14 protein-coding genes and 1 pseudogene are annotated in these 13,432 nt (G+C 65.3%); 3 read left to right on the top strand and 12 right to left on the bottom strand.

All coding sequences use genetic code 11. The features are described 5' to 3' along the window. Positions 1–11: 11 nt before the first annotated feature. Together GMOLON4_RS02670 and GMOLON4_RS02665 are read right to left on the bottom strand one after the other, a co-directional pair. On the bottom strand, positions 12–1,187 hold the full coding sequence (locus GMOLON4_RS02670; protein ID WP_026936078.1) for an aminotransferase class I/II-fold pyridoxal phosphate-dependent enzyme: 1,176 nt from the start codon (positions 1,185–1,187) through the stop codon (positions 12–14). Positions 1,188–1,196: 9 nt separating this feature from the next. After that, entirely contained in the window at positions 1,197–1,895 is a 699-nt protein-coding gene (locus tag GMOLON4_RS02665; RefSeq protein WP_106486583.1) for a helix-turn-helix domain-containing protein, read from the bottom strand. Between the two features lie 252 nt (positions 1,896–2,147). On the opposite strand from GMOLON4_RS02665, the gene GMOLON4_RS02660 reads away from it, so the two are divergent. Next, the gene (locus GMOLON4_RS02660; protein ID WP_026936079.1) at positions 2,148–2,663 is read left to right on the top strand and encodes a bifunctional nuclease family protein; all 516 of its coding nucleotides are present in this window, start codon (positions 2,148–2,150) and stop codon (positions 2,661–2,663) included. Between the two features lie 12 nt (positions 2,664–2,675). Here the strand turns inward: GMOLON4_RS02660 and ppk2 are convergent, their stop codons facing one another. The 4 genes from ppk2 to GMOLON4_RS02640 form a co-directional block, all read right to left on the bottom strand. Further along, positions 2,676–3,512 carry a polyphosphate kinase 2 gene (gene ppk2 / locus GMOLON4_RS02655; RefSeq protein WP_026936080.1) on the bottom strand — a complete coding sequence of 279 codons (837 nt, stop codon included), beginning with the start codon at positions 3,510–3,512 and terminating at the stop codon, positions 2,676–2,678. Between the two features lie 43 nt (positions 3,513–3,555). Next, positions 3,556–3,912, bottom strand: a complete 357-nt coding sequence (locus GMOLON4_RS02650; RefSeq protein ID WP_026936081.1) for a VOC family protein — start codon at positions 3,910–3,912, stop codon at positions 3,556–3,558. 155 nt (positions 3,913–4,067) lie between these two features. Continuing rightward, a complete protein-coding gene (gene argG / locus GMOLON4_RS02645) occupies positions 4,068–5,492 on the bottom strand; it encodes an argininosuccinate synthase (protein ID WP_026936082.1) in 1,425 nt (474 codons plus the stop codon). Between the two features lie 80 nt (positions 5,493–5,572). Beyond that, positions 5,573–6,676 (bottom strand): carboxylate-amine ligase, encoded by a 1,104-nt coding sequence (locus GMOLON4_RS02640; protein ID WP_026936083.1) that lies wholly within the window; start codon positions 6,674–6,676, stop codon positions 5,573–5,575. A gap of 148 nt (positions 6,677–6,824) precedes the next feature. Between GMOLON4_RS02640 and GMOLON4_RS02635 the strand changes: the two genes are divergently transcribed. Next, the gene (locus GMOLON4_RS02635) at positions 6,825–8,186 is read left to right on the top strand and encodes a M20/M25/M40 family metallo-hydrolase (RefSeq protein ID WP_051266227.1); all 1,362 of its coding nucleotides are present in this window, start codon (positions 6,825–6,827) and stop codon (positions 8,184–8,186) included. 12 nt (positions 8,187–8,198) lie between these two features. Here the strand turns inward: GMOLON4_RS02635 and GMOLON4_RS02630 are convergent, their stop codons facing one another. Further along, positions 8,199–9,131, bottom strand: coding sequence for a DNA topoisomerase IB (locus GMOLON4_RS02630; RefSeq protein ID WP_245575354.1), 933 nt, complete (start codon positions 9,129–9,131; stop codon positions 8,199–8,201). 147 nt (positions 9,132–9,278) lie between these two features. On the opposite strand from GMOLON4_RS02630, the gene GMOLON4_RS02625 reads away from it, so the two are divergent. Further along, positions 9,279–10,091, top strand: a complete 813-nt coding sequence (locus tag GMOLON4_RS02625; RefSeq protein ID WP_026936086.1) for a methyltransferase domain-containing protein — start codon at positions 9,279–9,281, stop codon at positions 10,089–10,091. Here the strand turns inward: GMOLON4_RS02625 and GMOLON4_RS02620 are convergent. From GMOLON4_RS02620 to GMOLON4_RS02595, 5 genes and pseudogenes are all read right to left on the bottom strand, one after another. Beyond that, positions 10,088–10,807 (bottom strand): aquaporin, encoded by a 720-nt coding sequence (locus tag GMOLON4_RS02620; RefSeq protein WP_245575355.1) that lies wholly within the window; start codon positions 10,805–10,807, stop codon positions 10,088–10,090. The two genes, GMOLON4_RS02625 and GMOLON4_RS02620, sit on opposite strands and share 4 nt — an antisense overlap. A gap of 14 nt (positions 10,808–10,821) precedes the next feature. Continuing rightward, positions 10,822–11,256, bottom strand: a complete 435-nt coding sequence (locus GMOLON4_RS02615; protein ID WP_026936087.1) for an arsenate reductase ArsC — start codon at positions 11,254–11,256, stop codon at positions 10,822–10,824. Positions 11,257–11,277: 21 nt separating this feature from the next. Beyond that, positions 11,278–12,119, bottom strand: a pseudogene (locus tag GMOLON4_RS16480) (metalloregulator ArsR/SmtB family transcription factor). Between the two features lie 109 nt (positions 12,120–12,228). Continuing rightward, positions 12,229–12,633, bottom strand: coding sequence for a hypothetical protein (locus GMOLON4_RS02600; protein WP_146137443.1), 405 nt, complete (start codon positions 12,631–12,633; stop codon positions 12,229–12,231). A gap of 66 nt (positions 12,634–12,699) precedes the next feature. Next, on the bottom strand, positions 12,700–13,344 hold the full coding sequence (locus GMOLON4_RS02595) for a YkoF family thiamine/hydroxymethylpyrimidine-binding protein (protein ID WP_026936089.1): 645 nt from the start codon (positions 13,342–13,344) through the stop codon (positions 12,700–12,702). Positions 13,345–13,432: the final 88 nt, after the last annotated feature.

The following is a 13,432-nucleotide window of genomic DNA, read 5'->3' as shown; positions in this document are numbered from 1 at the left end:
CAGACGCGCGCCTACCCCAGTCGCGTCAAGAACTGGCCGAGCCGGCGGATGCCCTCGGCCAGTTCTTCGCGTTCCGCGGCATAGGACAACCGCACATGGGTGTCCGCGGTCACCGTTCCGAAGTCCCGGCCCGGTGTCAATGCAACGTGGACTTCTTCGAGCACGCGCTCGCAGAACGTCCACGAGTCGAGCCCGGTGCCGCTGACATCGATGTAGACGTAGAACGCACCGTCGGGCGGCACGGGGACCGGGAGGCCAATTTCCGCCAGGCCTTCGAGCACAAACTGCCGCCGCTCGACCAGTTCGACGCGGCGACGCTCGTACTCCGCGAGGGATTCCTCGGTGAAGCACGCGAGCGCGGCCTGCTGAATCGGCGCGGAGGCTGAGAGGAAGAAATTCATCGCGAGCCACTCGAGCGCCGGCAAAAGGGCTTCGGGCAGCACGGCCCATCCGAGGCGCCACCCCGTCATCCCGAAGTACTTCGAGAAGCTGTTGATGACGATCGCATCCGGGTCGGTCGCGAGCACCGTCCGCGCCGGCGAACCGTCGGGCTGCGGGTCGGCAAGGTTGAGGTAGATCTCGTCCACGATCCGCCACGCGTCGCGGTCTTTCGCGAACCGGCAGATCTCCGCGAGTTCGTCGAACGGCACGGAGGTCCCCGCGGGGTTCGACGGCGACGCGATCATGATCGCCGTGGTCATCTCGGTCCAGGCCGAGGCGACGGAGCGCGCATCCAGCTGGAACCTGGTCTGCGCCGAGGTGGGCACCGAAACGACCCTGCCGCCGAAGGCCCCGACGAGTTCCCGGTTACTCGGATACGAGGGGTCGGCCATGATGACCTCGTCGCCGGGGTCGATCGTGGCCGCGGCCACTACAAGCAGCGCCGACGAGGCCCCGGAGGTGATCACGATCCGGGCGGGATCGACCTCGACGCCGTGCTGGTCGCGATAGAACCCGGCGATGGCTTCGCGCAGCGCGGGCAGGCCGAGCGAGGATGTGTAGGGCATGGGCCGCCCATCCATTACCTCGCGCATCGCCTCGCGCGCCGCCGCCGGCGCACCGAAGGAGGGCTCCCCGACCGAGAGCTTGACAACGCGGTGTCCCTCGGCCTGCAGCTCGGAGGCACGCTGGCCAAACGCGAGCGCGTGGAACGGTTCGGTCTCGATGGCACGACGGGATATCTTCACGGGCTTGCCCTACTCGGATCGCTTCGCGGACACGTGCGGGTGCGAATCGCTGAAGGAATCGAGCACCTTGTCCTGGTGGGCGAAGATCGACAGGAATCGCACCGGGGTCTCGATAAGGTTCGCCGGACCGTGCACGCCCTCGCCGTCGAACAAGACACTGTCGCCCGTCTCCAAGAGGTAGGTACGGTCTTGGTGCTGGTACTCCATCTTGCCCTCGAGGACGTAGACGAATTCGGTGCCGGTGTGCTGGAACAGCGGGAACACCTGGCTGTCTTCGGTCAACGTCACAAGGAGCGGCTCGAGGTTGCTGTTGCGACCCGTGAGGGCTCCCAGCAGCCGATAGTTGTGGCCGAGATTGCTCCCTCGACGGACCGTCTCCGGCGCCTGGCCGGCCTTGACGTACACGGCCTGCGCCTCGTTGTCGGCCGCGCGGAAGAGGCTCGTGACCGGTACCTCGAGGCCTTTCGCGAGCGCGTCGATCGTCCCGAGGCTCGAGGAGGTCTGCGCGTTTTCGATCTTCGAGAGCATCTGTCGACTGATGCCCACCTTCGCGGCGAGCTCGGCGAGCGTGAGCCCGCGGGCGAGCCGCATCTGCCGGGCGCTCTGCGCGATCGACTGCTCGAGCGACATCGGCGGAGTACCGAGCGGCCGCCCACCCTCAACGGGAGGGCTAATCTCCCCACCCGGAACGCTATCGACAGACGTCATTCGGTCACCCCATTTCAGCATTGCGCGATCTCAACATCGCCGATCGCACCGAATTTGCTCAATCCAGAACTCTCCATCTTAGTCGGAGTCGACCGAAAACAACGGCATTTTTCTACTGTGAGTTGCAGGATGCGCACCTAATTATCCAGCGCGGGCCCGGCGCCCAGACGCATCCGGCTCGAATCGCGGCAAGGATTCTCCCTGCCTGGCTCGATAAGATGGCCGCCAATCTAACGTCGTTGGAGGATCCCCATGATTCGAGTGACTGTACTCGGCCTCGCGATCGACGTGCAACAGCGCCCCGTGATTCTGCTGGGACCGATCGACGATCCCGCTCGTTCCGACAAGGCCATGCCGGTCTGGATCGGGGCGCAGGAAACCGCATCCATCGTCGCCGCCGTACAGGGAACGAACATCGGGCGGCCGCTGACACACGACCTCATGGCGACGCTGCTCGAAGTCACAGAGAGCCGGATCGAACGCGTGACGATTCCCCGGCTCGAAGAAGGCACGTTCTTCGCGGAGGTCGAGCTCGTGACCTCGAAGGGCAAGCACATTCTGGATGCGCGTCCCTCCGACTCGATCGCGCTCGCGGTGAGGGTCGGCGCGGAAGTGTGGGTCGCGGACGACGTGTTCGACGAAGTCGCCGTCGAAACGGACGCCGCACCGCAGCCCACCGAGGAGGAGGAGATCGCGGAGTTCCGAGACTTCGTCGAGCACCTCGACCCCGACGACTTCAAAACCGAAGAGGACGAGGGCGACAAGTAGCGAGACTGTTCGCTAAGCCTCGAGCTTTGCCGCGACATCCTCCGCGTACTCAAAATCGCTGCGGTCGGGGCGCTCGTATGCCGTCTCGCGCTCCTTCGGCCGCTCCGGGATTTCGATTTCGCGCGGCTCGACCCGCTCCCACGGGATGCGGTTCAGGATGTCGTTGATCACGTTGATGCGCGAGCGCTTCTTGTCCTCGCTCTCGACGGTGACCCAGCGGATTCCGGGCAGGTCAGTCGCCGCGAACATGCTGTCCTTCGCCCGCGAGTAGTCCTCCCACCGATTGATCGACTCGACGTCCATCGGCGAGAGCTTCCACCGGCGCATCGGGTCGTCGGCTCGTGACCGGAACCGCAGCTCCTGCTCCGCGTCCGATACGGAGAACCAGTACTTCGCGAGGTGGATCCCATCCTCCGTAAGCATCCGCTCGAATATCGGCGCCTGGCGCAGGAACCGGTGGTACTCCTTCTCGGTGCAGAACCCCATGACTCGCTCGACCCCGGCACGGTTGTACCAGGAGCGATCGAAAATCACGATCTCACCCGCCGCGGGCAGGTGTTCGACATAACGCTGGAAGTACCACTGGGAGCGCTCCCGATCGGTCGGTTTCGGCAGCGCGACGATGCGGGCATGACGCGGGTTGAGGTACTGGTTGATGCGTTTGATCGCGGAACCCTTGCCCGCCGCATCCCGTCCCTCGAAGATGAGGATGACGCGCTCGTCGTTCTCGATCACCCACTGCTGCAGCTCGACAAGTTTGGCCTGGAGCCGTTTCAGCTCGGTCTCATAGGCGGCCTTGTTGAGCTTCGGAGGTTTCGCGGCTTCATTGACGTGATCGAATTTCGACATGCGTGCAAGCCTAAATTAAGGCTCCTGGCGGCGGGATGCGCGACTACCGCTCGGACCAGACCCCGAGTTCGTTCCCGCACGGGTCACGGAAGTGGAGGCGGCGCCCGCCAGGGAACTCGTATGGTGCCTTCGTGATGTTGCCGCCGTTCGCCACGATGTTGGTCTCGGTCGCGTCGAGGTCTTCGGAGAACAGCAGGACGAGCGGTCCACCGTGGGTGGGCTTTCGCCCGCCGGCGATTCCGCCGATCTCGCCCTTACCTAAGGGCGACTTGATACCGAGATAGTCGGGACCATACTCGGTGAACTGCCACCCGAAGACGTCCTCGTAGAACGTGCGCGCGGAATCGAGATCGACCGAGAACAGCTCGATGTAATCGATTGCGTGATGGATGTGTTTCATGACTTAAAGTTAGGGATACAACCTTGTGTCCGGCTCTATCCCATCGAACGGTTTGCTGGGTAACCGATTTGCTGAGTATTGAGTCTCAGACACATGGACGGGGCCCTCGCCGAGAATCTCTCGTCGAGGGCCCCGTCTAGCCAAGGGTGCGGCGGTTAGTCGGTGCCAGCCTCGAACGCTGCGAGGTTCGATACCGCGTTGAGGTCCTCGAGGTCCTCCTGCTCGCCACCGGTGACGATGGCCTGCGCGCCGCCCTCTTCCATCTTGCCAACGAGCTCGGCGGTGTCGCCGGCGATGATGCCCTGCGCGGCGTACTGCTCGAGGCGCGAACGCGAGTCCGCGATGTCGAGGTTGCGCATCGTGAGCTGGCCGATGCGTTCGTCGGGACCGAACGCGGCGTCGCCGACGCGCTCCATCGAGAGCTTCTCAGGGTGGTAGGAGAGGTTGGGGCCCTCGGTGTTCATGATCGAGTAGTCGTCACCGCGGCGCAGGCGCAGCGTGACCGAGCCGGTCACGGCCGATGCGACCCAACGCACGATGGCCTCGCGCTGCATGAGCGACTGCGGGTCGAGCCAGCGGCCCTCGTACATGAGGCGACCGAGCTTACGACCCTCGTTGTGGTAGGTCGCGATGGTGTCCTCGTTGTGGATCGCGTTCACGAGGCGTTCGTAGGCGGCGTGCAGCAGGGCCATGCCCGGCGCCTCGTAGATGCCGCGCGACTTCGCCTCGATGATGCGGTTCTCGATCTGGTCTGAAATGCCGAGACCGTGGCGACCACCGATGGCGTTCGCCTCGCGAACGAGCGCAACGCTGTCCGTGTACTCGACTCCGTTGATGGCGACGGGGTGACCGGCCTCGAACGTGATCGTGACGTCTTCGGTCTTGATCTCGATCGATTCGTCCCACGGTGCCATGCCCATGATCGGCTCGACGATCGTGACGCCGTTGTTGAGGAACTCGAGATCCTTCGCTTCGTGGGTTGCGCCCCAGATGTTCGCGTCGGTCGAGTACGCCTTCTCGGTCGCGTCGCGGTACGGGAAGCCGCGCTCGACGAGCCACTCCGACATTTCCTTGCGGCCGCCGAGCTCCTCGACGAACTGCGCGTCGAGCCACGGCTTGTAGATGCGCAGGTTCGGGTTGGCCATGAGGCCATAGCGGTAGAACCGCTCGATGTCGTTGCCCTTGTAGGTCGAGCCGTCGCCCCAGATGTCGACGCCGTCTTCCTTCATCGCGCGCACGAGCATGGTGCCGGTCACCGCGCGGCCGATCGGCGTCGTGTTGAAGTAGGTCTTGCCGCCCGAGCGGATGTGGAACGCGCCGGTCTGCAGCGCGACGATGCCTTCCTGCACGAGCAATTCCTGCACGTCGACGAGTCGGGCGATCTCCGCACCGTATTCCTTGGCGCGGCCGGGAACGGCGTCGATGTCTGGCTCATCGGGCTGGCCGATGTTGGCGGTGTAGGTGCAGGGAATGGCGCCCTTTTCGCGCATCCATGCGACGGCAACCGAGGTGTCGAGGCCACCGGAGAAGGCAATGCCGACGCGTTCGCCGACGGGAAGTTGAGAAAGAACCTTGGACATAGGGGTAAGCCTATCGCGACGGGGACCGCCGAATTGCCACGTCGCAGCGGCGAGCGGCGACCGCCGCCGACCCGTCGCCGTCACTCGTCTTCGGCCACGAATCTCGAGCGAAAAAGCTCCAAGAGCCCAAGCATCCCGTCGGTCTCGTAGGCCTTGACCTGCTGGGCGGCCGGGCCTCCGTCCCGCCGAAGCTCGGCGATATACCGTGTCACGCGGTCGTAATCTCGAGCATCGTTCAGCTCCTCTTCTATCCGCTCGACGAGCATGTCGACGACGTTGAATGCCGGTTGGCTGACGCCGGTGAGCGGATCAACGAGGTCACCTAGCAGCCCGTCACGAGCCGCGAGCCAGGTCGCTCCACTCACTAGGGCCGGGTAAATGTCGACGCGAGGAACGCCCGCCTCGAACTCGGCGATTTCGTGCCGGACGAGCGCGCGAACGATCCCCGCGAACGAGACAGCGTCGCTGGCGGACAGCTGCGCGTCCGCGATCCGTAGTTCGACGGTCGGATAGTCCGAGGAAAGCCGCGCCGACCAGTTGACGAGCCCGCTGTCGCGGATGATGCCGCTCTGGACGAGTCGCTCGAGCACGCGATCGTAGTCGGCGGCGTCCGCGAGCGCAGGCGGGTAGCCCGAGACCGGCCATGAAAGGTCGTGTACGTGCCGCCAGCTCGCGAAGCCGGTCGGATGCTCGGCCCAGATCGGTGAATTCGCGGTCAGCGCGAGCAACACGGGAACCCAGCGGGTCATTCGCGCGAGAACTTCAACGCCAGCGTCGCGAGACGGTATCTCGACATGGACGTGGGTCCCAGTGACGTATTTTTGACGTGACACCTGTCGAGTCGCGGCCTTGATCTCGCGGTATCGACGCTTGGCAGTGATGAGGCCCGCAACTTCTCCACCCGCCGGAGGCATCCCGACTCCCGCGAGCAGCACTCCGTCTTCCCTGGCAGCCGCCATCATCTCGCGTCGGAAACTGTTGAGGGACTCCGTCGCCTCGGACAGGTCCTCGCAGACCGGCGTCGCGGTCTCTAACTGGCATTCGAAGAACTCACGATCGGCTCGATCGCGAACGTGCGGGGCCATGTGGATGAGTTTGGTCGCGCGATTTTCGGGCTGTCCCGTTTCGGGATTGAGGATGAGATACTCCTCCTCCACGCCAAATCGCTGCGCTGAAGCTCCCATGACACGCCTTTCGCCCGCCGGTGCCCTCGATGTTGAACGAGCATGCCACGAGTTCACCGAAAAACCACCGAACTGAAAGGGTGCGAGCCCGCCGCGTGATGGCGAACGTTCGCATGAACCTTTCATCGGAGTGAGTACCGTGGCACTCATGACACGCCCACCAATCCAGCGGATTTCGCGCCTCACCGCCGATACCACGAGCCTCTTGCAGGCGCTGATCCGCAACGCTGCCGTGAACGATGGCACCCCAGACTCGGGCAATGAGATCCTCAGCGTACGCACGCTGCAATCGTTCTTCGGTGACGCGCTGGAGGCCGCTGGGGTGACGGTCCAAGTTGTCGAGCCGCACCCGGGTCGAGGTTCGCTCGTCGTCCGAGTTGCGGGACGAGACCCCTCAGCTCATTCGCTGCTGCTGCTCGGTCACCTCGACGTCGTCCCCGTCGAGAAGTCGGGGTGGACGCACGGACCGTTCAGTGGAGAGGTCGTCGACGGCGAGGTCTGGGGTCGTGGCGCGATCGACATGCTGACGCTGACCGCCGCGATGGCGGTCGTGACGAAGCGAGCGATCGAGTCGGGAACCATGCTCGACGGTGACCTCGTGTTTGTCGCGGTCGCCGACGAAGAGGCGGGGGGTGACTTCGGCACCGCGTGGATGGCCGAGCATCGCCCCGACCTTTTACGGGCCGACTACGCGCTGACCGAGCAGGGCGGGGTGCTCCTGGATCCCACTCGACCCGATTCCGGGATCACGGTCGGTATCGGAGAGAAGGGCAGGGCGCCTCGGCGCATCCACATCACCGGCGTACCCGGACACGCGGCCGTGCCGTGGGGCTCCCGAAGCGCCGCCGAGGCCGCCGCCGAGATCGTGCTGCAGCTCTCCCGAAACCCCGCGCCGCCGGTGGTCCTCCCCTACTGGCCCAGCTTCGTGCGAGCACTGCACCTCGATCCCGAGGCCACCGAGGCGCTCACCGATCCGGAGCGTCTGGACTCCGCGCTGCCGGCACTCGGGTCTCTCGCCGGCCTCGGGCATGCGCTCACCCACATGACGGTGTCGCCCAACATCGTCCGCGCTGGCGACAAACTCAACGTAATCCCGGGCGAGGCGACCATCGATCTCGATATCCGGGTCTTGCCCGGACAGACGGAGGAGGACCTCGACCGGTGGCTGGATGAGGCCCTTGCACCGTGGCGAGACATCGTCCGCATCAGCGGTTCGGTGTTCACTCCGGGCAACGTCTCGCCTGTCGGTACCTGGCTGTACGACCGCATCCTGGCCGTGTTCGCCAAGCACTACCCCGAAGCGATTCCCGCCGCGGGGATCGGCCCCGGAGGGAGCGACGGTCGGTTCTTGCGGGCAATGGGAACCCACGTCTACGGCTTTGGACTGTTCTCGCCGCGACTACCGCTCGACGAGTTTCGAAATCGCCTGCACGCACACAACGAGCGCGTCGACGTCGAGTCGATCGACCTCACCACGCGGGCGCTCGCCGAAATCGTTCTCGGCGGCTGAGCGTCGGGTCGGCTACGCCGCGCCACGCTTGCGCTTGTACAGCCGCAGCAGACACTGCTCCTCGCGGCTCAGGTAGGGCCTGGGTTTCATCCTCGACATGCCGCGACGGAGCGAATCGACAGTGCCATCCTCAAACGCTTCGATGACTCGCGGGTCGATATAGGACGATTGGGTCACGGCGGGTGTGTTCCCGAGCCGCTCGGCCACGGCAACAACTGCCTTGCGGACGGCCTTGGCCCGGTCCTCGCTCGGGTCGATCGCCAGGAACTGCGTGAGCGCGAGCACGGAGCCTCCCCAGGTGCGGAAATCCTTGGCCGAGAACTCCTCTCCGAGCGCGGCCTTGACGTACTCGTTGACGTCGCGGCTCCTCACGGTCCGCAGCGAGCCATCCTCGTCAAGGAAACGAAACACCTCGTAGCCCGGCATGTCTCGCAACTCACCGATCAACCTGGCGAGACGGCGATCGCGTACGACGTACCGGTGAAACTTCCCGCTCTTGCCGACGAACTCCATGGTCACGCTCGTCGCGGTCACGCGCACGTGTCGTCGTCGCAGCGTGGTGACTCCGTAGCTCTCGTGCTTCTTCGCATACTCGAGATTGCCGACGCGGAAAAACTCCTGATCGATGAGCCGAACGACGCACGCGACGGTCTTGTCTCGAGAAAACGTCCGACGTCGCAGGTCGCGCTCGACCTGTTGTCTGAGTCGCGGCAACCCCTGCCCGAATCGGACGATTCGCTCGAACTTTGCGAGCTCCTGCTGCCGCCGAAAGCCCGGCCGATACAGGCGCTGGGTGCGGCCAGCCGCATCCCTGCCCCGAGCGAGCACCTTGGCGCGCGGCGAACGCGCGATCTCCACGTCGGTCCACGCGGGCGGGATCGCGAGCGATTGGATTCGCTCGATTTCCCGCTCATTCGTGATGATGCGTCCGTCGCGGACGTACACGAATTCGCCACCTCGTGTTTCGCGAGTAATCGGGGCTCGTGACCTCGTGCGCATTGCCGACTTCGACCGCATCCCGCAACTCTCGCACGAAACACGCCCGCGTCGTTGAGAATCTTCGACGACACCCGACGGGCGTACGATGCAGCGATGAGCCACTCGCGTTCGTCACCCCAGTACAGCCACGGCCACGAGTCGGCGGTGCTCGCCTCCCACGCCGCTCGAACGGCGGCGAATTCGGCCGCGTACCTGCTCCCCTTCCTTGAACCCGGGATGCGCGTGCTGGATGTGGGGTTTGGGCCGGCAACGATCACGCTCGACTTGGCGGAGGCCGTCGCGCCGGGCGAAGTTGTCGGCGTCGAGAATACGGATGCGCCGTTCGAAACCGCTCGGCAGAACGCCGCGGCCCGTGGCGACGAGCGCACCGCGTTTGTGCGCGGTGACGCCCTCAATCTTCCGTTCGCGGACGACACGTTCGACGTGACGCATGCCCACCAGGTGCTGCAGCACCTCACCGACCCGGTGCGGGCGCTGCGGGAAATGGCGCGCGTCACCCGCCGCGGCGGGCAACTTGCCGTTCGGGACGCCGACTACCTCGCTACGCACTGGTTCCCCGAGCTGCCTGAGCTCGAGCATTGGCGCCAGACCTATCGACAGATTGCGCGGTCGAATCGTGCCGAGCCGGATGCCGGTCGTCACCTTCGCGCCTGGGCGCGTGCCGCCGGTCTGCACAACGTCACGATCAGCAGCTCGAACTGGTGTTACGCGACGACAGAGGCATGTCGAGGCTGGGGCGAGAGCCAAGCGAACCGCGTCGGAGGCCCGACGTTCCGAGCGCAGGCAAAGGCGCAGGGAGTCGGGCCCGACGCGGTCGACGCGATGGTGGCTGCCTGGCGAGCCTGGGGTGCGCACCCTGACGCGACCTACGTGATCCCGAACGTCGAGCTGCTCGCGCGCGTCTAGCGACCCGCGGCCGCACCGGGCCGCGGGAACAGCACGCGCACGAGCACGATGGCGAGCGCGCCGCCCACGAGCTGTGCACCGACGAACCACAGCGAGGCCGTCGGAGCGATGCCGGCGAACGTGTCGGTGAAGACTCGCCCGATCGTGACTGCCGGGTTGGCAAACGACGTTGACGCCGTGAACCAATACGCGGCACCGATGTACGCGCCGACCGCTGGCGCGACGACCGCGCTGCGACCGGTGCGGACGAGCGCGAAGATCACAAGCACGAGTCCGGCGGTGGCGACCACCTCGCTGAGCAGATTTCCGGCAGTCGCCCGGTCGTTCGTTCCAATCGCGGTCGGCACCTCGAACATGAGGTTCGCCAGTATTGCGCCGCCGATTCCGCCGAGAACTTGAGCGCCGATGTAGACCGACAGGTCGAGAGGACGCGCGGTCGAGCCGAGCAGCCGATCAACCAGAGTCACGACCGGGTTGAAATGGGCGCCCGACAGGTTTTGAAACATCGCGATCAGCACCGCGAGACCGAGCGTAGTTGCGAGCGAGTTCTCGAGCAGCTGGAGACCGACGTCACCCGGCGACAGTTGCACGGCAGCGATTCCCGAACCCACCACAACGGCAACGAGCGCGGCCGTCCCGATGGCCTCGGCGAGGGCCCGTCGCCACAGCGGCGCGGGCCCTTCGCCGGGCGCGGTCACTCGCTGCTGTTCAGTCACCGAAGAGGCCTCGCTCACGCGACGCGGTCCCCGAGGAGATCTGTCACGAGCTCTTCGACGCGACCGCGAATCTCGTCTCGGATGGGGCGAACGTCGTCAATGCCAAGACCCGCGGGGTCGTTGAGCACCCAGTCTTCGTAGCGCTTGCCTGGGTAGTACGGGCAGGCGTCGCCGCAACCCATCGTGATGACCACGTCGGCCTCCTGCGCAGCGGCTTCGGTGAGCGGTTTCGGCACGTTCGACGCAATGTCGATTCCCTCCTCCGCCATCGCGGCGACGGCGACGGGGTTCACCGAGTCCTTCGGTGCGGATCCCGCGGAGAGGACGTTGATCTGCCCCTTCGCGAGGGATTCGAGGTAGCCAGCGGCCATTTGGGATCGGCCAGCATTGTGGACGCACACGAACAGTACGGTCGGCTTCGGCGCGGCGGCCGGCTCATTCTTCTTCATACCTAAATCATAGACCAATATCTATGCATTTCGCGAACGGAGTTCTGATCGAGGAGCGCTCAGCAGCGGCAGCAGCGACCGCACTCGGGCCTCGATCTCGTCGCGAATCTCGCGCACCTCGTCGATCGACTTGCCCTCGGGGTCGTCGAGCGGCCAATCGAGATACGTCCGACCCGGAAACACGGGGCAGGCATCCCCGCAACCCATGGTGATGACAAAGTCGGCGGCTCGCACCGACTCGTCGAGGAGCGGCTTCGGGAACTCCCCGCAACCGGGACTCCGATCTCGTCGAGCGCCGCAACGACCGGAGTTCGGACCTCGCGTCCGGGCGCGGAACCGGCGGTCCGAACCACGACGCGATCCCCCGCCAGTTGCCGCAGAATTGCGGCCGCCATTTGCGAGCGGCCTGCATTCTGCACGCAGACGAAGAGCACTTCGGGCGGGCCCACGGGCTCACCTTCCTGCCGGAGCAAGTCATCGAGGCGCTGCGCGGCGAAGGTTGCCGTCCGGGATGCCGCCCTCGGGATGTCGCGTTCGGCGGTGAGAACCCCGTAGCTCTCGCGAACATAGTGGGCGACCGTTTCCCGACTCAGCACCCCCTCGTAGCGCTGCACGAGGTCGTCGATGATGCGTTCGAGGTCGGGTCGCGAGCCAGCGCCGTGCAAAGCTGGCCCGAGCAGCGCGTCGACACGTTCGCCGTACTCAGGCGTGATCGAGTACCAGACTCGACGGCCCTCACGCCTGCCCGTCACGATCCCCGCATCTCGAAGCACCTTCATGTGATGACTGACCGTAGGCTGACGCAGTTCTAGCGAGTCCGCCAGGGCACCGACAAGCGCCTTGCCTCCGGGGGCATCCCGCATCAGTCGCAGCATGCGCGCCCGCGTGGGATCCGCGATCACCGCCATCTCCGAAGCCTCCGACCCAGTTTTCATAGACGCGAGTCTATCGACTGGCCCGACTATCGGACTGTCACGTCGCGCATCCCGCGTCGAAGCACGGTTCGATCTCAAGTAAGGGGACGCCAACGGCGAGCGCGATCAAGAATGCGGCCGCGAGCGCGAGCGCCGTAATCGCCAGCCCCAGCGCGGCGCCGCGGGCCCTTCGGACCAGCGCAAGAATCCCGAGGATGATCGTGACCAGCCCCAGCGGGCCGAGGAGCGGCAGTGCCACGAGGTACATCTGCCGCAGGATCGAAACCTGTACTAGCTCGGGAGCTCCTGTGGTGACAGCCATGCCACCCCAAAGAGCCCCTAAGAGAGCAATCACCAGGCCCGCGAGCGTCGAGACGAGCGCTACGACAAACGCAGCAATGGCCCAGCCAGATCCCGGCCCTCGACGCTGAGACTGGATTCGCGGCGCATCCGTTGGCTTCATAGCGACAAGTTTAGGCCGGAGGGGCAGCGAGACGAGGTCGATGAGCACGGTCCTCGTTGAGCATCCTTAGTCGCTCATCAGCGAGGGACTGTTCATTGAAACCGAGAGGTGGGTCGTGACGTGCTGCACCTTGTGGCCGACCGCGATCCACGCGTTCGCCGCGGTGGTCAGGACGCCCGCGAGATCACCGTCGAGTCGAGTCGCGAAATGGTCCGACCCGGAGTAGATTCCATCCGCCCGGGCCTGCTCGATGGCCTCGTAGATCGGGGACATGTGATCGATGGTCGCGCCGCCGTCGAGTAGCGGGTAGAGCGACCAGTGCGCACGAGCGCGCACGGTGGCTGGCTTGAGCGAGACCGGTTCGGCTCCGAGCGCCGCGACGCCCTGCGGCAGCTCGCACTGCAGCTCTCCGGGGCAGCCGCGAGACAGGAGGATCGACGCAGAGACGTGCGCGCCGCTGTCTGCCGCGAATGCAATCACGTCGCGGAGGTACTCCAGGATGCGCTGCTCGGTTCCGCCGATGAAGGTCGAGATGTCGTCGGTGTCGACGGTGAGCCCGGATGCGTCGGCGCGCTCGAGTGCGCCGACGATGATCTCGGCATAGCGGGAGTCGTAGACGGCGAGAGTGAATCGCGCGCCGACGCCATATTGCTGCGGCGTGATTGTCGAAACGCCAGAGAGCGTCGATGCGGGATCAATCTGGTTGGTCATGGTTGACCACCATAGGGCGTCCTCACGTCGCACGAGTCCGTGGCCGGCTGAGGCGTAGGCCAAATGTTGTTATGGTGGTCGCCAACAC

The organism is Gulosibacter molinativorax (assembly GCF_003010915.2).
Classification (GTDB): Bacteria; Actinomycetota; Actinomycetes; order Actinomycetales; family Microbacteriaceae; genus Gulosibacter; species Gulosibacter molinativorax.
Note: the sequence above shows the minus strand (reverse complement) of the source record. Positions and strands in the feature narration are given on the sequence as shown.

Bases quoted from the DNA above. Each gene is read 5' to 3' on its own strand.
- GMOLON4_RS02665 (WP_106486583.1), bottom strand. From the start codon at position 1,895: ATGACGTCTGTCGATAGCGTTCCGGGTGGGGAGATTAGCCCTCCCGTT.
- GMOLON4_RS02660 (WP_026936079.1), top strand. From the start codon at position 2,148: ATGATTCGAGTGACTGTACTCGGCCTCGCGATCGACGTGCAACAGCGC.
- ppk2 (WP_026936080.1), bottom strand. From the start codon at position 3,512: ATGTCGAAATTCGATCACGTCAATGAAGCCGCGAAACCTCCGAAGCTC.
- GMOLON4_RS02650 (WP_026936081.1), bottom strand. From the start codon at position 3,912: ATGAAACACATCCATCACGCAATCGATTACATCGAGCTGTTCTCGGTC.
- argG (WP_026936082.1), bottom strand. From the start codon at position 5,492: ATGTCCAAGGTTCTTTCTCAACTTCCCGTCGGCGAACGCGTCGGCATT.
- GMOLON4_RS02640 (WP_026936083.1), bottom strand. From the start codon at position 6,676: ATGGGAGCTTCAGCGCAGCGATTTGGCGTGGAGGAGGAGTATCTCATC.
- GMOLON4_RS02635 (WP_051266227.1), top strand. From the start codon at position 6,825: ATGACACGCCCACCAATCCAGCGGATTTCGCGCCTCACCGCCGATACC.
- GMOLON4_RS02625 (WP_026936086.1), top strand. From the start codon at position 9,279: ATGAGCCACTCGCGTTCGTCACCCCAGTACAGCCACGGCCACGAGTCG.
- GMOLON4_RS02615 (WP_026936087.1), bottom strand. From the start codon at position 11,256: ATGAAGAAGAATGAGCCGGCCGCCGCGCCGAAGCCGACCGTACTGTTC.
- GMOLON4_RS02600 (WP_146137443.1), bottom strand. From the start codon at position 12,633: ATGAAGCCAACGGATGCGCCGCGAATCCAGTCTCAGCGTCGAGGGCCG.
- GMOLON4_RS02595 (WP_026936089.1), bottom strand. From the start codon at position 13,344: ATGACCAACCAGATTGATCCCGCATCGACGCTCTCTGGCGTTTCGACA.